This window comes from Ralstonia sp. 22111 (genome assembly GCF_052045895.1).
Taxonomy (GTDB): domain Bacteria; phylum Pseudomonadota; class Gammaproteobacteria; order Burkholderiales; family Burkholderiaceae; genus Ralstonia; species Ralstonia wenshanensis.
On sequence record NZ_JBQEPR010000001.1, the window covers coordinates 302,501 to 323,265 of the forward strand.

Annotated in this window: 19 protein-coding genes; 6 read left to right on the top strand and 13 right to left on the bottom strand. The window is 63.3% G+C overall.

Annotation, left to right across the window (positions count from 1 at the left end; genetic code table 11):
• Nucleotides 1-4: 4 nt before the first annotated feature.
• From ACTJK4_RS01430 to ACTJK4_RS01445, 4 genes are all read right to left on the bottom strand, one after another.
• Complete coding sequence (locus ACTJK4_RS01430) at nt 5-493, bottom strand: ArsI/CadI family heavy metal resistance metalloenzyme (RefSeq protein WP_232041452.1); 489 nt, start codon at nt 491-493, stop codon at nt 5-7.
• A gap of 11 nt (nt 494-504) precedes the next feature.
• Nucleotides 505-828, bottom strand: coding sequence for an ArsR/SmtB family transcription factor (locus tag ACTJK4_RS01435; protein ID WP_260803625.1), 324 nt, complete (start codon nt 826-828; stop codon nt 505-507).
• A gap of 487 nt (nt 829-1,315) precedes the next feature.
• On the bottom strand, nt 1,316-1,666 hold the full coding sequence (locus tag ACTJK4_RS01440) for a lysozyme inhibitor LprI family protein (protein WP_260803624.1): 351 nt from the start codon (nt 1,664-1,666) through the stop codon (nt 1,316-1,318).
• Between the two features lie 293 nt (nt 1,667-1,959).
• On the bottom strand, nt 1,960-2,259 hold the full coding sequence (locus tag ACTJK4_RS01445) for a hypothetical protein (protein WP_260803623.1): 300 nt from the start codon (nt 2,257-2,259) through the stop codon (nt 1,960-1,962).
• 312 nt (nt 2,260-2,571) lie between these two features.
• On the opposite strand from ACTJK4_RS01445, the gene ACTJK4_RS01450 reads away from it, so the two are divergent.
• The 4 genes from ACTJK4_RS01450 (at nt 2,572) to ACTJK4_RS01465 (ending at nt 5,263) form a co-directional block, all read left to right on the top strand.
• Nucleotides 2,572-3,564, top strand: coding sequence for a lysozyme inhibitor LprI family protein (locus ACTJK4_RS01450; protein ID WP_440815523.1), 993 nt, complete (start codon nt 2,572-2,574; stop codon nt 3,562-3,564).
• Between the two features lie 22 nt (nt 3,565-3,586).
• Complete coding sequence (locus ACTJK4_RS01455; protein WP_440815526.1) at nt 3,587-4,408, top strand: hypothetical protein; 822 nt, start codon at nt 3,587-3,589, stop codon at nt 4,406-4,408.
• A 175-nt stretch (nt 4,409-4,583) separates the two neighbouring features.
• Nucleotides 4,584-4,889 (top strand): panthothenate synthetase, encoded by a 306-nt coding sequence (locus ACTJK4_RS01460; RefSeq protein WP_260803620.1) that lies wholly within the window; start codon nt 4,584-4,586, stop codon nt 4,887-4,889.
• A gap of 134 nt (nt 4,890-5,023) precedes the next feature.
• On the top strand, nt 5,024-5,263 hold the full coding sequence (locus tag ACTJK4_RS01465) for a hypothetical protein (protein ID WP_392397775.1): 240 nt from the start codon (nt 5,024-5,026) through the stop codon (nt 5,261-5,263).
• A gap of 75 nt (nt 5,264-5,338) precedes the next feature.
• Here ACTJK4_RS01465 and ACTJK4_RS01470 read toward each other — a convergent pair whose 3' ends face one another.
• The 5 genes from ACTJK4_RS01470 to ACTJK4_RS01490 all read right to left on the bottom strand — a co-directional run bounded on the left by ACTJK4_RS01470 (nt 5,339) and on the right by ACTJK4_RS01490 (nt 10,108).
• Nucleotides 5,339-5,488 (bottom strand): hypothetical protein, encoded by a 150-nt coding sequence (locus tag ACTJK4_RS01470; RefSeq protein WP_186829252.1) that lies wholly within the window; start codon nt 5,486-5,488, stop codon nt 5,339-5,341.
• Nucleotides 5,489-5,529: 41 nt separating this feature from the next.
• Nucleotides 5,530-6,705 (bottom strand): DUF4382 domain-containing protein, encoded by a 1,176-nt coding sequence (locus tag ACTJK4_RS01475; RefSeq protein WP_440815530.1) that lies wholly within the window; start codon nt 6,703-6,705, stop codon nt 5,530-5,532.
• A gap of 178 nt (nt 6,706-6,883) precedes the next feature.
• A complete protein-coding gene (locus tag ACTJK4_RS01480) occupies nt 6,884-8,056 on the bottom strand; it encodes a chromate transporter (protein WP_440815532.1) in 1,173 nt (390 codons plus the stop codon).
• Nucleotides 8,057-8,080: 24 nt separating this feature from the next.
• Complete coding sequence (locus ACTJK4_RS01485) at nt 8,081-9,043, bottom strand: chromate resistance protein ChrB domain-containing protein (protein WP_440816817.1); 963 nt, start codon at nt 9,041-9,043, stop codon at nt 8,081-8,083.
• Between the two features lie 54 nt (nt 9,044-9,097).
• Complete coding sequence (locus ACTJK4_RS01490; protein ID WP_440816819.1) at nt 9,098-10,108, bottom strand: dienelactone hydrolase family protein; 1,011 nt, start codon at nt 10,106-10,108, stop codon at nt 9,098-9,100.
• Nucleotides 10,109-10,642: 534 nt separating this feature from the next.
• On the opposite strand from ACTJK4_RS01490, the gene ACTJK4_RS01495 reads away from it, so the two are divergent.
• Nucleotides 10,643-13,927: an autotransporter family protein gene (locus ACTJK4_RS01495; protein WP_440815535.1), complete on the top strand. Its 3,285-nt coding sequence runs from the start codon at nt 10,643-10,645 to the stop codon at nt 13,925-13,927.
• A 50-nt stretch (nt 13,928-13,977) separates the two neighbouring features.
• Here ACTJK4_RS01495 and ACTJK4_RS01500 read toward each other — a convergent pair whose 3' ends face one another.
• The 4 genes from ACTJK4_RS01500 to ACTJK4_RS01515 form a co-directional block, all read right to left on the bottom strand.
• The gene (locus ACTJK4_RS01500) at nt 13,978-14,940 is read right to left on the bottom strand and encodes a mannuronate-specific alginate lyase (protein ID WP_440816821.1); all 963 of its coding nucleotides are present in this window, start codon (nt 14,938-14,940) and stop codon (nt 13,978-13,980) included.
• A 718-nt stretch (nt 14,941-15,658) separates the two neighbouring features.
• The gene (locus tag ACTJK4_RS01505; protein ID WP_260798525.1) at nt 15,659-16,132 is read right to left on the bottom strand and encodes a hypothetical protein; all 474 of its coding nucleotides are present in this window, start codon (nt 16,130-16,132) and stop codon (nt 15,659-15,661) included.
• A gap of 738 nt (nt 16,133-16,870) precedes the next feature.
• Nucleotides 16,871-18,244 (bottom strand): ABC transporter ATP-binding protein, encoded by a 1,374-nt coding sequence (locus ACTJK4_RS01510; RefSeq protein ID WP_232041441.1) that lies wholly within the window; start codon nt 18,242-18,244, stop codon nt 16,871-16,873.
• Nucleotides 18,245-18,394: 150 nt separating this feature from the next.
• Nucleotides 18,395-20,179, bottom strand: a complete 1,785-nt coding sequence (locus ACTJK4_RS01515) for an ABC transporter permease (RefSeq protein WP_232041440.1) — start codon at nt 20,177-20,179, stop codon at nt 18,395-18,397.
• A 290-nt stretch (nt 20,180-20,469) separates the two neighbouring features.
• On the opposite strand from ACTJK4_RS01515, the gene ACTJK4_RS01520 reads away from it, so the two are divergent.
• Nucleotides 20,470-20,757 carry an acylphosphatase gene (locus ACTJK4_RS01520; protein ID WP_232041439.1) on the top strand — a complete coding sequence of 96 codons (288 nt, stop codon included), beginning with the start codon at nt 20,470-20,472 and terminating at the stop codon, nt 20,755-20,757.
• Nucleotides 20,758-20,765: the final 8 nt, after the last annotated feature.

Genomic DNA, 20,765 nt, shown 5'->3' on the forward strand with positions numbered 1-20,765 from the left:
GCCCTTAGCAGCAGGATGAGCCGGAGCCCGACTTCACGGCAATGCCGATCGGCTTGCCCTTTGGGGTACGCGGTGCGCAACAGGCAGAAGCCTCCGGGGCGGCTTCTTCCTTCTTGTCTTCGCTGAAGACCGGGATGTTGCTGAGCGAATGGAAGTGCTCCCAGGCGATGCCCTGCGGGTCGGTGATCCAGTGCTTGTCGCTGCGGGCATAGCAGCAGGTGGTTTCGCCTTCGTCGAGCAGTGCCATGTCTGCGGCTTCGGCGCGGGCCTTCAGGTCGGCCAGCTCGGCGGCGTCATCGACTTGGAAGCCAAGGTGGTCAACGCCCGGAGCATTGCCACGTGTGGAGATGGCAAAGTTGATGCGCGGATCATCCAGCATCCACTTGGCGTAGTCGGTTTCCACGCGCGTCGGCTCGGCGGCAAAGAGCTTGGAGTAGAAGGCGATGCTCTTGCTCAGGTCGTCAACGTGGAGATGGACGTGAAATCGTTTCATGGGATGCTCCTTCAGCACTTGCAGTCGGTGGCGCTCGCTTCCAGGCAGGCTTCGCCTTGGCAGCAGTTGGCGGTCAGGAAGCCCAGCAGGGCGTTCATGTGGTCATATGCCGCGCGATAGATCAGGTTGCGGCCGTCACGCTCTTGCGTCACAAGGCGCGCAGCCGTCAGTTCCTTGAGGTGGAACGACAACGTGGCGCCCGGCACGTCGAGCCGTTCGGCAATCGCGCCTGGCGTCATGCCCGCAGGCCCTGCGACCACCAGCATGCGAAACACTTGGAGGCGCAGGCCGTGGGCCAGCGCGGCGAGGGATCGGATAACGTCGTTTTCTTCCATATTTCCAATATATTCGAAATATAGAGCTACAGCAAGGCGGTCAGTCTGCGATATCGGGAACCGCTTGGGGAGCACTTGACGCTGTTGCGCGAGAGATTGGGCGGTGGCGTCCGGTGGTTGCTCCGCCCATCGCCAGCACCTGCATGCTGCTTTGCCCACAACCCAGCCACGGGCTCGATGCCCGACAGAGGGTTTATAGGTTTACTTGTTTATGTATACAGATAGTAGTAGTAGATAACGGTGGATAAGTCCTGTGGATAAGCACTAAAAGCGCTTTAGCATCAAAGGCTTGCAGAACGGACAACCCATCGGACAGCGTGTGCCGTTGCGTGGATGAGTGCGGGGGATCGCGTCGGGCCCTGCCGACACGGTGGGAAGTTGTTCCCGTGCTGTCTGCACGCTGACCCCGGAGAACCAACACGCTTGTCCCTGGAGTTATTCACAGGGGGAAGGGCGGTTATCCACAGTGGAGTCTTCCCCCGCCCGGCTAGTGCGGGTAGTACTCCAGCTCTGCAATGCGCGTCCGGATCGCCTCGACGTTCAGGCCTTCGATATCGGGGCTCGCCATCGAGCCGCTATCCGCCCGCCACGGCGCGTTGTCGGCGGTCTTCTGGGCGTTTCGATAGGCCAGCCACGCACGTTGGGCGTTGCGGATGGCCTCCCGCGATACGGGGTCGGATTTGGCCATCACGGCCTGATACAGCGTATTCATCTGGCGGTCGTACGCCTGGTAGGCGGTGTGCGTGCACTCGGTCATGCCGGCCGTGGTTTGGCCGTGCGGGGTTTTCAGGCACTGCTCCAGCGCGTCGTCGACGGGGTCGGCGGCCCATGTGGCCAAGGGGAGCAGCGCCGCCGCGAGTGATAACGCGGTTACGAGATTACGTAGACCAGGGCGGACCGGATGGCGTGTGTCGCTCGGCAGGTAAGTGCCTTGTGCCGGGCATCGTGCACAGACAGAAAGGGCCATCGCATACCTCGTTTTGTTGTCGCTGCGGGGGTGCTTGCCATGGTAGGAAAAGTCTTGCCGTGCCGCACTGGCTGAATACCTGTCGAAGTCGCTGCGGGCCCGGCCAGCGCTCGGTCAGTCGAACATTCGGGCCGGGAGGGGGACATTCTTTCTGCGCTTGAGTCTCACGCCAGCCGGACGACGGTGTCCTGCATGGAGCCTTCGGCCCAGACATCTTTGTACTTTTCGAGCAAGGCAGCGTAGTCCCGATCCCCCAGTAGTTTCTCGTTCACTTGCTGCATCTTGTCGAGGCTATCGGCATCGAAGTGCCAATGAACATTGCCGCCCCCAAACTGCTCGGCACCGAAGCGCATGTTGAGCGAATACGCCTTGTTGAGGTGGGCCGTGACCTCTGCCGCAAAAGCCAATGCCGACGGCAGCACCGCGGCATTCTTGACGGTAGCGGTGCGGATGAATCTGTACATGGTTGCTCTCCTATCAACGTGTCTGGAACCGATGCGGCACGCCGACAGCATCACATCGTTGCTTTCATGGCCTCCGCCAGCCCATGTTAGGAGGCACCCTCATGCTTGCTTTGCTCTGGCTCAAGAACGATGGGGCCAGTTGAGCGGCCATCACGCTGGGGTCGTGCGCAGTCGGCGTAACGTTCTCGCGCGGTTGCGGTTCTCGCCAACGATGCTTGCAACGGCAATTGGCGGAAAGAAAGCACACCACTTGGCCCAATTCCCCAGCACAATCGCGCACACATTCACATCCCGCCCCCAAGGGTTTATCCAATGACGCCATTTCGCGACATTGCCGCCATCGCCTTTGCCATTGCGTTGCTGCCCTCGATGGCGCATGCAGCCAGTTTTGACTGCACCGCCGCGCGCAGCCCAATCGAGCATGCCATCTGCAATGACGCGCAGCTTTCTGCGCTGGATAGCCAACTGGCCGATACGTACCGCGCTGCGTTGAGCAAGCACGGTGTCGACACCGGTGAATTGAAGGCCGCGCAACGCGATTGGCTGAAACAGCGCGCGCCATCGGGCCAAATCGACGTGGAAGAATTGAAGTCCGCATACCGCTCGCGGATTGACGAGTTGGAAGCCCAACCCGCTTTTCCGGAGCCAAGCGAGCCGGTCAATGGTCAGGTCTTTCCGCTGACGGCGATCGCGAAGCAGCACGACTTCGTGCTGCGCATGCTCGAAGCCTGCCCGGCGCAAAGCGACAAAGAGGACACCACCTGCGAAGGCCCCGCCCAGTTGCTCATCCACGAGAAGGGCCAGCGCGCCGTGCGCCAGGTCATCAACCTGCCGAAGGTCTTTGTCACGCTGCCCAAGGGGAGCAAGGGGCCGCTGGTCAACTCAGCGCGCCTTTATGACTACCAGGGCGTGATCAACGTTGGTGATTTCAACTTCGACGGCCTAGAAGACTTCGGCATCCAGACCGGCAACGAGGGCAGTTACGGCGGCCCGGGCTACGACATCTATCTGTTCAATGCGCAGGCGCAGCGCTTCGTACCCAACAGCGAGATGACGGCGCTGATCCAGGAAACGCTGGGGTTCTTTGAAGTGGACGCCAAGAACAAGCGTCTGCGCACGTGGGCGAAGAGCGGTTGCTGCTATCACGAGCGCACGGTGTACGCCGTTGAACACGACGTACCGGTTGCCGTCGAGCGCCGCATTGACGACGCGCAGGGGCCTGGCGACAAGATGAAAGTCACCGTCGAAACGCTCGTCAACGGCAAATGGCGCAGCAAGGTGCATTACGAGCCGATACCGAAGTGAACGAACGCCACCGTCAACAAACATGAAACACGCTCACGTATCTCATCTGCTGTGCATTGCCGGCCTGCTGCTCAGCACGCAAGCCGTCCACGCTGCTGAAGATGCCTGCACCGCGCAGGTAGGAGGTGCGATCAAGCGGGCGTACCCCGTTGCGAAACGCACGGGCAGCGGCTACAAGGTCGGAGGCGCCCGCATCCAGTTGTCGGAGGCGTTCAACCCGCATGCAGTGGTGTGCCGCACGTGGCCCGCGCACCCGGAACTCACGCTCATGGCGGTGCCGCTGATGCAACAGGAGGATGCTGACGCAGGTAACGAAGGCGACCTTGTACTGTTCGTGCTCGACACGGCCAACGGCGGCATCCGGCAACGTCTGCGCCTGCCCGCGCGCATGTCGGACGATGCGGTGCGTATCCGCTCCGTCACGTTCGATACCGCGCGCTATGTGGTCGCGCCCGGCCAGATGGCGTTTGGCGTGCGCATCGTCAAAGAGGGTGACTCACGACCCAATCCGTTCAGCGAGACCGGTCTTTGGCTCTACACCGTGCAGGGCAATCAATTGAAACCGGTGTTGAACGGCGTTGTCGTGGAAAGCGGGGGCGGTGAATGGGATACCAACTGCGCCGGCACGTTCGAGCAGACCAAGCGCACGCTGAACATGACATCGGACACCCACAACGGCTACGCCGATATCGCGGTGTCGGAAACCAAGTCTTCCTCCACCAACACGGTCGACAAGGCCGGCGAATGCCAGACGCACGACGCCAAGCCGCAACGCACCACCTACCGGCTTGCGTACGACGGCAAGCAATACGTCGTGCCGAAGGCGCTGGTGCCGCTGGATTGAGGGGCAGACGCTGCCGGATTTGCTGCGCCCTCATCCTGGCTTCTAGGCCATCTCGCCTAGCCGACGGCTGATAACGCTAACGCGGCGCCCGTTCTATACCTACGGTGTTCGGCCATGCATGGCCGTGGCGGCCCTGCCGCGGCGCTTGCCCTGGCCATCACCCAGGAGGCAAATCATGCGCATGCTCGTGAACGTGCGGATCCCGCACGAACCCTTCAACACCTACGTGCGCGATGGTTCCATCGCCGAGCTGATCCCGCGCGTGATGGCCGAAAGCAAGCCCGAGGCGGTGTACTTCACCGAGCAGAACGGCCATCGCGGCGCGGTGCTCATCGTGAACGCGGAATCGGCTTCGCACATTCCCGCGCTGGCCGAGCCGTGGTTCCTGCTGTTCAACGCAGACTGCGAGTTCCGCATCGTGATGAGTGCGGAGGATTTGCAGCAGGCGGGGTTGGCGGAGATTGGCGCCAAGTGGAAATGAGGTCAGACCCAGAGGCCCTGGCCCCATAGTGCTGCACGCTCGCGATGGTGGTTACGTTTGGTTGCACTGAAACGCACATTCTCATCTGTGCCTGCCTAGAATCGGTGGAACCAAAAACCAGGAGGAGGAAGCAGATGACCCGAGCACAATGGATGGTGGCGGCGGCAATGGCAGCGCTGTGCACCGTTTCGCTGTCGGCGCAGGCCAAGGGCAATGCCGGTGGTGGTTCTGCAGCACATATGAGCAGCCACGGCATGTCCAACACCAACGGCCCCGACAGCCTGGACCGCGATAAAGGCAAGGCGCGTGCGGCAGACCGTGCGCATCAGCATGGCAAATCCACGCAGCACAAACACGCGGGCAAGGGCAAGTAAGCACCGCAACGCAGCAAAGAAAAAGCCGGTCACGCAGACCGGCTTTTTTGTTGCGCGAGCGCTGAGGTCAAAGGCTCAGCAATTGCCCTTCTTCGCCTGTCCAGGCGGGCAGAAGCCATTGCCCGGGCCACCTTGCGGGCGTGCGACGGGGCCATCGACCGGCACGTAGACGCAACCGCCCAGCAGCGACGCACCCAAAGACAGGATGAGGATGATGTTCTTCATTGTGTTGTGAGGGGCGGGCTCCGCCCCCTTTTTTTCCCTGGTTAGAAACTGAAGTTGACCCCGGTCTGGCTGCCGGCCGAAACATTGACCGGATTGCTCAGCGTGGCGCCCGTTGCACTGGTGGCCTGCACCGAATACTGGCCGGCAGATGCCGACACCGCCGACAGCGCGATCGGCAGCGTCGCGCTGTACGTGCCGACCAACGGCGCGGCTGCGGGCAATGCCAGCGAGTACGCGCCGGTATCGAGGTTGGCATTGGTCGAGGTGATCTCGTACGACACCGAGTTCACCGTTTGCAGCGCGCGCAACGTGGCCTGCGCCGATGCGGTGGCCGTGCCGGAAGCGGTATTGGTGGTCGAGGCCGGCAGCGTGATCGGCGCGCCCGTGGTGGAGACCGTGGTCGTGGTGCTGGCCGTGACAGGCACGGTGCGGATGATGCCGGTGGCATGGCCGGTCGGCAGCGCGTTATCGACGATCACCACGTCATACGCACCATTGGTGCTGCTCTGCACCAGCGGCGACAGCACGAACTTGCCCGTGGCGTCTGCCACCGTTCCGCGGATGACCTGGCCGTTCTGTTCGGCATACACCGTGGCGCCGGCCTGTGCGGTGGGCACGTAGCCGGTAATCGAACCGCTCACCACCGTGGGCGTTGCCGTGACGACCGGCTTGAGGCTGTAGCCGCCATTGCCCTGCTGCACGATCGATTTGCAGGCATTGAAATCCAGCACCAGATCGACCAGCGTGTTGGGCTGCACCGTGAAGGGTTGGATGATCTTGTAGCCGCTCTGTGCGGCGCTCGGGGTGGCCAGCGCCTGCTCGGTCGACGAGCCCGTCACCACCACGGAATTGGCCAGTGTGTTGCCCTGATTTGGAGACAGCACCAGGCGCAACTGCTGATATTGCCCGGCGGGCAGCGGGGCCGTACCGAGGTCAGTCAGCACGCCGTTGGTGAGGGATAGCAGATCGACCTTCTGCGGTGTGGCCAACGCGATGTCGGTCCAGCCGGCGTCGGTGTCTGCCGCTGACGCACTGGCGTTCACGCGCACCTTGTTGACGGTGACGTAGACGTGATCAAAACCGCAGGACGGTGCGTCCGTCATCGAGACATGGAGGGTGCCCGTGCCGGCAGCCGTACCGCCATCCCCGCCGCCGCATGCAGCGATGAGGAATGGCAGGGGCAATGCAAGGAGGATGTTCCGATAAGTTGTTTTCATGGTTGTCTCCTCGGTTGGGGGGTGCCCGAAGGATAGTCCCGGCCATGGCACGCACTTTGGTCGAATTGAAACCAATCGTAACGCCGCTTGGGCGGGTGTGGTCTCACCCATTTGGGTTGCAAACGCTTGCGGCGCGCCGAAGATATTGCGGCGCGCGACAGGGGGCGCCGATCGTGTATCAGCGATGCAGCAGCGGATACAGCGCCAGGCCCAGCAAGGCTGCCCCCGCCACAATCACCGGTTCGGGAAGCTTCTTGAACTTCACCAGCAGCAACACGGTGGCCACGGCCAAGAGTGCCGTCGGCGCATCGACGATGGAGCGCTTGGCCAGCACGATCACCGCGCCGGCAATGGCGCCCACGGCCGCTGCCGTTACGCCATCGACAAAGGCCAGGATGGCGGGCAGCTTGCCGTATTTCTTGAAGTACGGCGCCGGCAGGATGGTGAACAGGTAGCACGGCAGAAACGTGCCCAGCGCGGCCACGCACGCGCCGGGCAGCCCCGCCACCAGATAGCCGATAAAGCCAACGGTGATGACCACCGGGCCGGGCGTGATCATCGCCACGGCCACCGCGTCGACGAATTGCTTATCGTTGAGCCAGTGGTGCTCCGTGACCACGCCGCCGTAAAGGAACGGCACGATGGCGAGCCCCGAGCCGAATACGAACGCACCGGCCTTGGCGAAGAACGCGCCAAGCTGCGCAAGCAGAGGTGAATCGACTGCGCTCAACAAACCACTGGCGGCCGCGACGGGTGCGACGGCAACCGCGTTCATGCGGCCCTGGCGCAGCCACTTGGGCGGCGCACGCCAGAACCACACCAGAACGCCAGCCGCCAGAAACAGCCACGCCACTTCGGATTCAGTCAACACGGTCACTGCCGCCAGCAACAGGTAGACGGCCCACAGCAGCTTGTCTTTGCCAATGCTCTTGGTGGTGAGTTTGTGTGCGCTCATCGCGATGATGCCGATCACCGCGGCGCCCACGCCGTAGAACACCGATTGCATCCACGTGAGCCCGCCGAAGTGCACATAGGCCCAGCCCAGCGCCACCACCATCAGGAATGAAGGCAGCACGAACGCAATGCCGACCAGCGTGGCGCCAACGATGCGGAAGTGCACGTAGCCAAGGTAGATGGCCAGTTGCGCAGCCAGCGGCCCGGGCGCGAGCTGGGCGAGCGCGAGGCCTTCCTTGTAGTCCGCCTCGGTGATCCACTGGCGCGTTTCCACCAGGTCGCGGCGCATGTAGCCGGCCAGTGCAACCGGGCCACCAAAGCCGAGTGCGCCAAGCCGCAGGAAATACAAGATGAGCTGCCGCAGCGTGTAGGTGGGGCGTTCGAGGGCAATGTTCATGGGTTACCTGCGGGGTGGCTGCGGTCAGGATTTCCGGCTGCCGGAAAAATGCACATACAAGGAATCGAGCACGGTGCCGATCTCTGCGAGCAGCGCATCGTCATCGGCGAGCCGTTTGCGGGCGCCCGCCAGGATGGCTTCGAACCCGCCGGCTTCGGGCGTGGCCGCGCCGCCCACGTCGAGCGCATGGACCATGGCGCCTACGCGCGCGAGCCCCGCATCGTCGTCCAGCCCAAAGCTGGCGATGAGCACCTCAAACGAAACGCGCTCGCCCACATGCGTGAAGGTGGCACCGTCAAAGTCGAAGCCGAGCGCATCGGCGGGGCAATCGGCCGGGCTGGCGAGCCACGTGAACCGCGCGTGCGGATCGATGAAGCGCTGGATGAGCCAGGCGCTGGCAACGCGGTCCACCCACAGGTGCCGACGTGTTGCCCAAAGGCGGCCTTGGTACTGCGTGCGATCACGGCGCGGGATGCCGCCGGAAGCGGCGCGCGGTTCGCCCGGCGATTGCGTGGCTTCGGCCGCCGCAGCAAAGTCGCGCCATTGCGCATCGGCGCGCACGGTCGCTTCGTTGGAGAAAAAGTCGATCTTGCGGATGGCCTCGTAGGCGCGGGCGTGGCGGCGCAGCAGCCGGTTGCGCTCGGCGCTGGGCAGCTCGGGAAGCGTCTTGCGTGCTTCAGACAGCTCGGCCAGCCACTCGGCGTAGTCGGGCGTGCGGTCGAACAGGGCGCGGTAGGCCGCGTCTTCCGCCGCATCGCTGGCCTGCACGCGCAGTACCCAGGCCTGGCCGTCTTCCTGCAACGTCTCGTCTGCCAGTTCGTTGAGCTGCGCCGCGTGTTCGGCACGCGCAGGCAGCAGGTAGACGCCATCACGCAAGGCCGCGCAGCCGATGGCCTTGATGGCGCGCCAGATACGCATGCGCGCGGTCGCTCGGGCAGTCGGCAGGCTGACGATGAGCAGCAGCCAGGGATCGGGGGAGGCGGTCATGACGGCAGCATAGGCGCGCGTCATAACCGCTGCAATGTTGTAGAGGTTCCTACATCAGCGCGGGGGCAAGCCCATCGCTTTTGTCAGGAACGCCCTAACGTCGGCCTCGGCACGTTCGGCTTGCTGCAGGTTGGCGCCGGTGGATACACCCCGGACGATGCAGCGCTTGTAGCCGGCCTCCATGGCCTGGAGGCTGGCGTACGTCTCACCGGTCTGCAGCCGGTAGTACGCGTCGTGCTGCACGTCGATCATGGTCTGCGGGCACTCACGCGCTGTGGTCGCACCGGGGAAGTACTTGAAGTACGCACGGGTGTTGTCGAAGTCGTGATACGCGCCGGGGTAGGCGTGCACGTCCACGGTTTGGCCGTCACGCTGCATGACCTCCGCCGCATTGCGGCAGAGCTGCGCGGGCGTGTAGTCGTCTTTCTCGCCCAGCGCGAGCATCAGCGGGGCGCCGGACAGCGGTGGCGGCGGAACCTCCCACCAGAGCGCCGAGCATCCTGGGTAAAAGCCGATCAGCGCCGCAAACCGCGTGTCGTCATCGATGACACCTTTGCGGAACGCGTCGAGCGTCATGTCCAGTGCCACACCACCGCCGCGCGAAAAACCGATCTGCCCGATGCGCTTCGGGTCGATGCGCGGGTCGGTGCTCATCAGCTTGAGCGCGAACAGCGCATCGGCATCGTTGGCCGCCGGGTTCAACTGCGATTGGTTGTCCATCGTGTTGGCAATGCCGCGTGGGCCATACGAATCCACCACGAAGGCCGCCATGCCCATCTGGTTGAACAGGCGCACCCACCGGTCGATGTCTTTCTGCTGCGGCCCGGCCGAGCCATGCGAGATGACCATCGCGGGTATCCCGCCCTGCGGGTTCTCGGGCAGATACAGCGTGCCCCAGATGGGCGTTGGCGTCATGTCGAACTCGCGATGCACCAGCTCCCACTTGCTCTTGGGCGTGACGCTGTTGAAGTGGATGCGGCCGGTGGGTTGTGCGGAAAGATCGCTGACGATTTGCTGCGCCGATGCGGGTACGGAGATCAGCGCCAGAACAACCACGCACAGCATCAGCACCCCGATCGGATTCCAGCGCAACGCGTGGATGCGCCAAACGTCTTTTTCGTTGCGCAAATCGCTGCGACTTCTTAAGTCTTCTTTTAACAGCAGAGAAAGGGGCATCGCTGGAATCCTCGGTTGGTCTCGGTTTTTCACTTCTTTTTTATTGAATGGAAATAAAAACTCCGCCTATTCGATGTTGGGAAGAAACACATTCTCAAATCCCGTTGATTTTTACATTCTTTGTACATCGCTATGGATTGGCATTCCTAGAATCACGCCGTCCGCAACACTTAAAAAAACAATGTAGTGGGTCAAGTTGCGCGGACAGGGCTGATGCTCGCCGTCATGAGTTGGTCTGGCAAGTCCACCATTAAAGACGTGGCAAGGTCGGAGACAACCTTGGCGAGATGATCGGCCCACCGGGGAAGTAGGACTTCATCAAACCATTAAAGATAAGAAGGGGAAGTCCGCGCAAATCGCGCTACGTCTGTCCGGGGGGACAGACGTAGCGGCTTCTTTTCGCGTGCGCGCGGACGCAAACGTATGTCTACGCCATTGTTCCAGCGCCGCCGCGGGCGGCTTCAGTTTGTATCCATCGCGCTTGTTGCTTCGCCATTCGCCTTGTTCGGGGCGCTTGCGCATGCAGACTGCACCACCACCGGGCAGACCACCGTCTGCGATACGGCGGCACCCAACCCAGCCACATCCACCGTCGGCACCGGCAACGTGGCGGCAGAAGACAACCGCACGGTGACGGTGCAGAACGGCAGCACGCTGGCGGTGGGTGACACCAGCGCCATTGCCGTGCGCGACAACGCCAACATCACGGTGCAAGCGGGCGGCACGGTCAGCGCAAATGCTGTGTCGACTTCCGGTTTTTACGGTACAGGCGGTAACGCGATCGACTTCCGCAACAACAGCACGCTGACGGTTGAGCAAGGCGGCCAGGTGCTGGCCAATGGCACACAGCTCAGCGGCGAAGCCGTCAACCCGGAAGGCACGGGCAACACCATCGTCAACAACGGCCTGATCAAATCGGCGCACGGCGCCGCCATCTGGTTCCAGAACACAACGGGCGGCAACACGGTCGTCAACAACGCCACGGGAACGATCCAGACGGACGTCGCCAACGGCAACGTGATGGGCGCATCGGGCAACGGGTCGGTCGACTTCACCAACCGCGGCAAGGTGATCGGCAACCTGATTTTTGCGGGCGGCAATGATGCGCTGCACCTGTACACCGGCTCGTCGGTGAGCGGCAGCATCAGTGGCGGCGGCGGCGCGAACGTCATCACGCTGAACGGCACGGATAGTGCGACGCTGGGCACCATCACGAACTTCCAGACCCTGCAGAAGCAGGACAGCGGCACATGGACGCTGTCCAAGACGCTCGCCAGCATGGGCGTGACCAATGCGGAGGTGCAGCAGGGCACGCTGATCGTGCAAGGCGACAACAGCACCTACACCGGCACGATGCAGGTGGATGCCGGCGGCACGCTGCAAGGCGACGCGCTGGGCGTGACAAAGGCCGTGACGAACAATGGCCTGGTGCGCTTTCAGCAGGACGTAGATGGCAGCTATGCCGGCCAAATCGTCGGTGCAGGTGCGCTGGAGAAAACCGGCACGGGCACGCTCACGCTTGCCGCTGGCAATACATACAGCGGTGGCACGACCATCACGCAGGGCACGCTCGCCATTGGGGCGGACAGCGCATTGGGCGGCGCCACGGGTGGGCTGACGTTCAACGGCGGCACGTTGCAACTGACCGGCAATGTGGATGTGGCCGGCACGCGCGCTCTCAGCATCACCAATGCCAACGGCACGATCGATACGCAGGGCTTTACGTCAACCGTGAGCCAGGGCATTTCGGGCGCGGGGGCGCTCACCAAGGCTGGCAGCGGCACGCTGGTGCTGGCTGGCGACAACACGTATCAGGGCGGCACCACTGTCGCTGCGGGGACGTTGCAACTCGGTAACGGCGGCACGTCGGGTTCGATCACGGGCAATGTCGTGGACAACGGCACGCTGATGTTCAACCGCTCGGACGTGTTCACGTTCGGCGGCACCGTCTCCGGCACGGGCGGCATCACGCAGGCCGGAACGGGCACGACCGTGCTGACCGCCAACAACGCGATCCAGGGCGATACGTTGATCGCCAGCGGGGCGCTGGCCATTGGCGATGCGGCGCACGCCAGTGCCGCACTCGGCGTGTCAGGCACCAATGCACCGCAGAGCTTGCGGACGATGGCGGGGGGCAGCGGCAGCAATGTCCAGATCGCAGCCAACGCCACGCTGGGCGGATACGGCACCGTGAACGGCGCTGTCACCAACAACGGCACGGTAGCGGTGGCCGACGCGCTGGCCGCGTTTGCCAACACGGGTAGCGGCAACCTGACGATCAACGGCTCGCTGAACAATGCCGGTACGGTGCAGGTTGGTGGTGCGGGCGTCGGCAACAAGCTGGTGGTCAACGGCAACTACGTCGGCAATGGCGGCGTGCTGGCCATCAACACCCAGCTGGGCGCCGACAATTCGCCGACCGACAAGCTGGTCATCTCGGGCGGCACGGCCAGCGGCAATACGGCTGTACGTGTGACCAACGCCGGCGGCGCGGGTGCGAAGACGACGGGCGATGGCATCGAAGTCGTCAGCGCCATCAACGGCGCAACCACGCAGGCCAATGCCTTTGCGCTGGCCAGCCGTGTCGTGGCTGGCCCGTATGAGTACACGCTGCAACGCGGTGGCTCGGCCAGCACGGACAGCTGGTATCTGCGCACGCGGCAGACCGCAACCCAAGGCACGGGCACCGGCACGACCGGCACTGACACGGGCGCCACGCAGCCGGCGCTGCGTCCGGAGGTGTCGCTCTACACGGCCATTCCGCAACTGACGCTGCTGTACGGCCGCGCGCTGCTCGATACCCTGCACGAACGTGTGGGTGAAGAGAGCAATCAGGCCGCTGCACCGGCAGGCACGTCGCCCGTGCTGCGCACCGGCTGGGTGCGTGTAATCGCCCAGAGGGGCAGCCGCATGGCGGATGGCAACGGTGTCTACGGCAGCCAGGGCCCCGCGTTCAGCTATGACTTTGGTGGCGTGCAGTTCGGAGTCGATGTCTACCAGCGCCAGCGCGAAGATGGCAGCCACGACCACGCCGGCGGTTACTTCGCCACCGGCCGCATCGCGGCAGACGTGACACACGCCGATGGCGCAGACGCCGGCCGCGACAGCGTCAACGCCAACACGGTCGGCCTGTACTGGACGCACTTTGGTCCGTCGGGCTGGTATCTGGATGGCGTGGTGCAGGGCACGCGCTACGACGCCGATGCCTCGCCGCACGGCGTGAACGGTCTGAAGACGCACGCGCTCGGTTACGCCGCATCGCTCGAGGCGGGCTACCCGATCGCGCTGTCACCGCAATGGCGTGTCGAGCCGCAAGCGCAGCTTGTGTATCAGCGTGCCGCGTTTGCCGATGCCAACGATGGTGCCGCCGATGTGCGCTTCAACTCCGTGAACTCAATGCTCGGCCGCCTGGGCGTGCGCGTTAGCAAGCGCTGGGGCGAATCGCCGGAGCGTCAGCACACGGCGTGGGTGCGTGCCAATGTATGGCACGAGTTCCGCGGCCAGACGGGCACGCAGATGTCGTCGCCGGATGGTGGCTTCGTGCCGTTCACCTCGCAACTGCCGAGCACCACGCTGGAGTTGACGGGCGGCCTCACGGCGCAGGTGGCGAAGAACGGCGTGTTCTATGCCAGCCTCGGCTACCAGGTCAGCGCGGATCGTCGTCTGCATGGAGTGAATGGCAAGGCGGGGGTGCGTTGGGGGTGGTAAGCCATCGCACTTAGCGAGACCCCAATACGGCGCAACACTGCCCGGCCCGCTCAATGACCGGGCAGTTCTGCACCCCACGCCGCCGTAACGTTGCCGCCGAGCCGCCATTCCGCAAACGGGCGGCGCGGTGCAATCAGCGCAGGCAGCCGCGGGTCTCGCACGTGGGCGTAGTAGGGCTCCATCCAGCACAGCTCATCCTGGAAGGTCCACGGAAACAGCGCCTGCTTGATCGGCGTGATTTTTTCGAAGCTCGCCGGATCGACCACCGCATCGATCACAAGGTTCGCCAGGCGGCCGATGGCGTGGTCGTTCTCCCGGTACAGGTCGATATGCCGCCGCTGCACCAGCTCTGCGGCAAACACCAGCGGAATGAGCGCGAACGTGTGGTAGTGCAACGCCCGATCGCCGCGCTTGACCTCGCGTGCCAGCGCGCCGTCCGGGCCGATATCGCGAATGCCCTCGCGAACGCGCAGCAGCCCGGAGTTGATCAGGTAGCTGTTGTCGGTTGCGGTGCCGGTGGCAATCAGGTTGAGCCCGGCCCAGTACACGAGGTTGTTATGCAGATGGTTGATCGCCTCTGCGTTACGGGTGGCGATCGCGATGCGTTCGAGCCACGGTGCGATGGCATCGAGCTGCGCCTGGTTTCGCTTGCGGATGTCGCTCGGCATGCGCAGGATCACCATGGCGAAATCTGTTCCCGCCCACGACCGCTCGTAGTGGCCCTGATAGCCGGAAATCTTGCCCATCAGCGCGTCCGCTTCGGCCCAGGTTCGAAGCTGGCTCAGGGCGCACGTCCAATCGCCCTTGTCGGCTGAGGCGTTGAGGTGCGCGATGAAATTGCGCATTGGTTTCACGTCGCGCGCATAGCCCGCTGCGTCGTCGTAAAAGCCTGGGGGATCGATCGTCCGCACTGGGGCAGGGATCTCGCAGGCGCGGGCTGCATGCACCAGGCCGAAGCCTGCACCGACGGCCAGCGAAACGGCTAACAACGTTCGAACGTACGCGCGACGCATTTCGACCTCCGGGACGGGACGGCAAAGGACGGCTGGCGAGGGAAGGCTGGGACGAGCGGGCTCGCGTAAATGGATGGCCGCCCACGCAAAACGGCGTGGTTCGCGGTGGCGTTGACGGGGGTTACAAACTGTCGCGACTATGAAAAAGAGCCGCATCGAGCGGCTCTTCTTACGTCAGCAGCGACGCGCACTTACGCCGCGTTCGATTGTGGCCCGTCGCAGCGGGCTCCGCGCCTCACCACTTGTTGATCATGGGAGCTTGGCTCTGAGGCGATCTAGCAATGTCGGCGGCAGCGGTACGTACTCCTCAGGAGAGACTCCAAGATGGTAATAAACACGGTCACCATCAAAGAGCATTTGGGGGTAGATATCACTATATGTCCTCTCCGCGACTAGCTTATTTGTTTTTGCGTCATACAGCCTGAACAACGCACCGTCTCGATAAGGAAGATAGCAAACCTCGCCAATATATCGACGAAGGTCATCCACCTCTTTTCTGCACTCATTCGCATATATCCGACTTCTGACAAAGAAAGCGTACTGAGCAACAAGAGCAATGACCAATAGGATAAAAATCGCCTTAATCAGTCTCAATTTCATCCCGCACTAGAGATGTATCTTCTTGTCTGACGTGCTCATTTCGAGTGCCCCTCTTTAGATTCTTCAGTCGGATTCAGCAGAAAACCGCCTTGCGGCGGTTTTCCTTGCGCAGGCAGCCTTACTCCACGCCTACCGCGTCCTCCTTTTTCCTCGACGGTTTGGCAAATCGCACCGACAGTTCCTTGCGGGCGGCATCCAGCCCCTCACCGTGGCCGGCCACCTTGAGGAAGGCATACCCCTCCAAGGCAGCGTTCATTACGTCGCTGCCCAGCGCCAGTTGCGAATCGGCCATCCGTTCGTGAATGCGGCCCAGGCGCATCACGCGGCTGCGCAACAGGTCGAACGCCGCCAGATCGCGGCGCAGCTCTGCAATGTTGAAGTTGGCGGGCAGCACGTTTGGGTTGGCACCGAGCACCTCGACCGCCGTGCGGGCAAACGCTTCGGATTTGCCGCCCATCTTGGTCAGAAACCGACGCTGTTCGATGGTCAGGTCGATCAAGCCGGTGAGCTTGTCTTCCAGCGTCTTCAGCGCGCCGTCCACGGCGGCCAGATCGGTTGCACTGATCTGAAATGAAATCAGGTTTTGCGACATCACATTCCTCTGTTACGGGTTGGCAGCGTCATGCCTTAGGGGCATGACTGCGCGAGAGTGGACGCTGCCCACGCCGTACGCAATGCCAGCCAGCGCTTTTCAGAAAATGCTGATGCAGAGGGTGTTCAGGACCACGCCAATACAGTTCCGGACGCGACACCTTCACGTTCAAAACTTCATGCGTGACGTTTGTGGCCCGACATTTCGCGTTCGGAACGCCATGTAAGAGGTTCAGAACCGAATCTGATGCGTCTGAAACGCGACCCTATCGCGTTCTGAACGCCATCCCATTGGGTTCCGAACGCCATGGGGAGGGTTCCAAACGCAATCGTTGTGGTTCTGATCTTGGCGAAGGCCGTCGTGAACGCGATGGTCGCTGTTCAGCACGCTTGAGGAAGGTCGCCACGCGGGGAGAGGGTGGGCGAGTACAAGCAAGGCTGGAACGTGAGCGGTAGCGCTCGATCGGTGTAAAGCCGTCCCTACCGGGTTCGCCCATAAAGGGGGAGCGGCCACACGAGAGTGGCGGCAAGTACTTGTCCTTAGTCCTTGTCGGTTACCGCCGGGGGTCCCAGTCCTCGGCCGCTTTCTCGCATGGCACAAAAGCAGCACCGCGAATACGGCGCCACCGCCTATTGAAGCAATGGGCGGCAGAGGCAGAACAGATCAGAGTTTGCTCATGCAGAGCAGTGGGGTGTTCCGTGGAACACGAGGCGAGCACTCTTGCTGCTCACGGCTGCCTCAGCCCGCATTATCCCCACCTTCCTGCGCCTCACGCTCCTCGCGTTCCTCGCGCTCTTCACGGGGCAGGGTCAGCATGCCGGTGTTGTAGACGTACTCATACACCTCGCCGTAGCGGCCCCACTCGATGCCGATCTTGAGCACGCGCTCGGCTTCTTCGGGCTTGAGGTACGCCTCCAGCTCGCGCAGCACGTGCTCTTCGCGGATCTCGCCGTCTTCGTTAGCGTCCAGCTCGGCGCGGATGTGCGCGGCCAGGGCCACGCGCTCCAGCAGCTTCTGGCCGAACAGCACCTTGCGCTCGGGCGGTTCGGTTTCCATGTAGGTCTTGCCGAACGGGGTGACGATAATGTCGCCGCGTTCGATGGTGGCCAGTTGCAGCAGGGCAAGCGCTTCGCACGCGGGCAGCAGATCGTCGTCGGTCACGCCGGCTTCTTCTGCCAGGTGCGGAAGGTCGGCACGGCCGTTGAACGGCGCCTCGACCAGCAGGTCGAGAATGGCCTCCATCTGGCCGATCTCGGCATCGGGCAGGCGGTAGGCAAGCTGCTCGGCCGCGGGCTCCACGCCCACATGCACGCCCACGCGCTCCGGCGAGGTCATGAGGCCGTACACCTCGTCGATGAGGTTGCGCACGGCGGCGGAATCCCGGTTGCGCGGGCGCGGGAACGGCACGCGCACCTCGGCGCGGATACGCCCCGGATCGCTCGAGAGGATGACGATGCGGTCCGCCATCATCACCGCTTCTTCAATGTTGTGCGAGACGATGAGGATGCTCTTGATGTTGGTGCGGCGGTCTTCCCACAGGTCGAGCATTTCGTCGCGCAGGTTCTCGCCGGTCAGCACGTCGAGCGCGGAGAACGCTTCGTCCATCAGCAGGAGGTCGGGCTCGGTCACCAGCGCGCGCGCAATGCCCACACGCTGGCGCATGCCGCCAGAGAGTTCGCGGGGCAGGGCGCTGTTGAAGCCCGACAGGCCGATCAGGTCGATGGCCTGTTCAGCGCGTTCTTCCCGCTCGGCCTTGGCCACGCCTTGCGCTTCCAGGCCCAGCTCGACGTTCTGCTGCACCGTCAGCCACGGAAACAGCGCAAACGACTGGAACACCATCGCGATGCCCTGCACGGGGCCGCTGTACTCGCGCCCGCGAAACAGCACCTGCCCGCGATCGGCGCGCACCAGGCCCGCCATGATGCGCAGCAACGTCGATTTGCCCGAGCCCGACTTGCCCAGCATGGCGACGATCTCGCCCTGGCGCAGGTTGAGGTCCACGCCTTCGAGCACGGCACGGTCGGTGTGGTCTGCGGTGCGGAAGATCTTCGAGACGCCGCGCAGCTCCATGACGCTTTCAGCGCTCTGGCTATGGGTGCTGGTGGTAACCATGTGTGTTCTCAGCTAAATAGGTCGTCTTGGAACGTGCCCGGGATCCGCAGCGAGCACCCCGAGGTTGGCCCGAGACGCGCAGCCATACATGCGTACGGCGAGCATCGCAGGGTCAAGATCGGGGTGCGCAGCAGGATCATGAGCATGTTCTTACAGGCGGGTGCGCTCTTGCGCGATGTCGTACAGGCGGTTCCACAGCAGCCGGTTGAAGCCGACCACGAACAGGCTCATCACGGCAATCCCGAGTGCAATGCGCGGGAAGTCGCCCTTCGATGTCATCTCGGCGATGTAGCTGCCCAGGCCCGTTGCCACCAGCGTGCGGTCACCCCAGGACACGTATTCCGACACGATGCTGGCGTTCCATGACCCGCCAGCGGCTGTCACCAGACCCGTGAGCAGGTTGGGGAACACGGCGGGGATGAGGAAGCGCTTCCACAGCAGCCAGCCGCGCAGGCCGAAGTTGCGTGCGGCCAGCTTCAGTTCGGTCGGGATGGCCGACGCGCCGGCAATCACGTTGAAGAGGATGTACCACTGCGTGCCGAAAATCATCAGCGGGCTCAGCCAGATTTCCGGATTGAGCGCGAAGCGCGCGATGAGCATCACCGCCAGCGGGAACATCAGGTTGGCCGGGAACGCCGCCAGGAACTGCGCCACCGGCTGCGCAATGCGCGCCACGTTCGGGTTCAGGCCGATGCGGATGCCGATCGGCACCCACACCAGCGCGGCCAGCGCGATCAGCAGGATCACGCGCACCATGGTCAGGAAGCCGAGCCAGAAGACGTGGCCGACCTCGGCCCAGCCCACCTCGGAGCGCACGAACTGCAGCACGTGCGCCACCGCCACCAGTGCGGCCAGGATGATGACGACATCGGCAATCCGGTGCGACCACGGGAAGCGCGGGAGGAACCCGTTGCCGCCAGCGGCCGTGGGCCGCGTGCGTTCGGCACCCCAGGACAGCGTGCGCTCGGCCATCGCGGCGGTACGCTCAAGGAGGGCCTTGACCCACTCAGAGCGGCGCAGCAGGTCAAGCAGCCACGATTGCGGCTCGCGCTCTGACGACATCGTGTCGAAGCGGAAGCGGTCTGCCCAGGCAATCAGCGGGCGGAACAGCAGCTGGTCGTACAGGATGATGCCGATCAGCATGGCCAGGATGGCCCAGCCGATGGCCGGCAGGTTCTGCTGCTGGATCGCCAGCGAGATGTACGAGCCGATGCCCGGCAGCTTGATGTCGTGGCCCGACACCGAGATGGCTTCCGACGCCACCACGAAGAACCAGCCGCCCGACATCGACATCATCATGTTCCACAGCAGGCCCGGCATGGCGAACGGCACTTCCAGGCGCCAGAAGCGCTGCCACTTGGACAGGCGGAACACCGTGGCGGCCTCTTCCAGGTCGGTCGGGATGGTGCGAAACGATTGGTACAACGAGAACGCCATGTTCCACGCCTGCGACGTGAAGATGGCGAAGATGGCCGCGCATTCCACGCCGACGAGGTTGCCCGGAAACAGCGCGATGAACCCCGTGACCGTGATCGACAGAAAACCCAGCACCGGAATCGATTGCAGGATGTCCAGCGCCGGCACCATCACCTTCTCAGCCGTGCGGTTTTTGGAAGCGATGGCGGCAAACGCAAACGAGAACGCCAGCGACGCGCCCAGCGCCAGCAGCATCCGGATACTGGTGCGCAGCAGGTAATAGGGCAGCTCAATGATGTCCAGACTCACGTCCAGGTGCTCGCCGGGCGTGTAGGGCACGTTCATCTGCTTGGCGGCATAGGCCACGAGCACGATGGCGGCCAGGATGATCGGCAGCAGCGCCAGGTCAAACCGGTTGGGCGGCGCCGTCAGCAGGTGGCCGAAGTTGACGCCAAAGTTGGTACCGAAGGTGGTACCCAAACGGCCCCGGATGGTGGTTTCGTTGTCGTTCTGCTGCATCTTGGATAACCGGGACGGAAACCGCGGACGAAATTCGGGCGCCTCAAGGCCAAAGGCCCAGGCGCAATACATGGCATGGCGTACTACGGGGCTGGGCGCAGTGCTTTTGCGCAAGCGTTGCTTGGCACCCGGCGGCAAGCCGCCTAGTTTACCTTGCGTAACGTCAGAGCCCGCCGCGCGGTTGTCAGTCTGACGACGTCACATTCCAGAAATGTGACAGAGATGCGACAGCGCCGGTTTGTCATGTTTTACCCAACACATCTCCTGCCGTGTTGCACCGGAGGCCCGCCATGTCCGTTATTGCGCAAGTGATCGTTACCGTACAGGGCCGCGTGCAGGGTGTCGGCTACCGCGCTGCCTGTGCGGACCGCGCGCGCCTGCTGGGGTTGCGCGGCTGGGTACGCAACCGCCGCGACGGCGCCGTCGAGGCATTCCTGGCCGGACCCGAGGCCCATGTGCTCAGCATGCGGGAATGGATGTGGGAGGGTCCGGACAGTGCGCTGGTCACGCAGCTGGAGGTGGTCACGGGAGAGCATGAGGCGCCGGTCCCCGGTTTTGAGATCCGCCCGACGGTGTAGTTCTCGCC

What these genes read in the sequence shown, in the direction of transcription:
- ACTJK4_RS01450 (WP_440815523.1), top strand. Translation starts at nt 2,572, where the DNA reads ATGACGCCATTTCGCGACATTGCCGCCATCGCCTTTGCCATTGCGTTG.
- ACTJK4_RS01480 (WP_440815532.1), bottom strand. Translation starts at nt 8,056, where the DNA reads ATGAACATTGCCCTCGAACGCCCCACCTACACGCTGCGGCAGCTCATC.
- ACTJK4_RS01490 (WP_440816819.1), bottom strand. Translation starts at nt 10,108, where the DNA reads ATGCTGTGCGTGGTTGTTCTGGCGCTGATCTCCGTACCCGCATCGGCG.
- ACTJK4_RS01430 (WP_232041452.1), bottom strand. Translation starts at nt 493, where the DNA reads ATGAAACGATTTCACGTCCATCTCCACGTTGACGACCTGAGCAAGAGC.
- ACTJK4_RS01495 (WP_440815535.1), top strand. Translation starts at nt 10,643, where the DNA reads ATGTCTACGCCATTGTTCCAGCGCCGCCGCGGGCGGCTTCAGTTTGTA.
- ACTJK4_RS01455 (WP_440815526.1), top strand. Translation starts at nt 3,587, where the DNA reads ATGAAACACGCTCACGTATCTCATCTGCTGTGCATTGCCGGCCTGCTG.
- ACTJK4_RS01520 (WP_232041439.1), top strand. Translation starts at nt 20,470, where the DNA reads ATGTCCGTTATTGCGCAAGTGATCGTTACCGTACAGGGCCGCGTGCAG.
- ACTJK4_RS01500 (WP_440816821.1), bottom strand. Translation starts at nt 14,940, where the DNA reads ATGCGTCGCGCGTACGTTCGAACGTTGTTAGCCGTTTCGCTGGCCGTC.
- ACTJK4_RS01460 (WP_260803620.1), top strand. Translation starts at nt 4,584, where the DNA reads ATGCGCATGCTCGTGAACGTGCGGATCCCGCACGAACCCTTCAACACC.
- ACTJK4_RS01505 (WP_260798525.1), bottom strand. Translation starts at nt 16,132, where the DNA reads ATGTCGCAAAACCTGATTTCATTTCAGATCAGTGCAACCGATCTGGCC.
- ACTJK4_RS01465 (WP_392397775.1), top strand. Translation starts at nt 5,024, where the DNA reads ATGACCCGAGCACAATGGATGGTGGCGGCGGCAATGGCAGCGCTGTGC.
- ACTJK4_RS01475 (WP_440815530.1), bottom strand. Translation starts at nt 6,705, where the DNA reads ATGAAAACAACTTATCGGAACATCCTCCTTGCATTGCCCCTGCCATTC.
- ACTJK4_RS01485 (WP_440816817.1), bottom strand. Translation starts at nt 9,043, where the DNA reads ATGACCGCCTCCCCCGATCCCTGGCTGCTGCTCATCGTCAGCCTGCCG.
- ACTJK4_RS01470 (WP_186829252.1), bottom strand. Translation starts at nt 5,488, where the DNA reads ATGAAGAACATCATCCTCATCCTGTCTTTGGGTGCGTCGCTGCTGGGC.
- ACTJK4_RS01515 (WP_232041440.1), bottom strand. Translation starts at nt 20,179, where the DNA reads ATGCAGCAGAACGACAACGAAACCACCATCCGGGGCCGTTTGGGTACC.
- ACTJK4_RS01445 (WP_260803623.1), bottom strand. Translation starts at nt 2,259, where the DNA reads ATGTACAGATTCATCCGCACCGCTACCGTCAAGAATGCCGCGGTGCTG.
- ACTJK4_RS01435 (WP_260803625.1), bottom strand. Translation starts at nt 828, where the DNA reads ATGGAAGAAAACGACGTTATCCGATCCCTCGCCGCGCTGGCCCACGGC.
- ACTJK4_RS01510 (WP_232041441.1), bottom strand. Translation starts at nt 18,244, where the DNA reads ATGGTTACCACCAGCACCCATAGCCAGAGCGCTGAAAGCGTCATGGAG.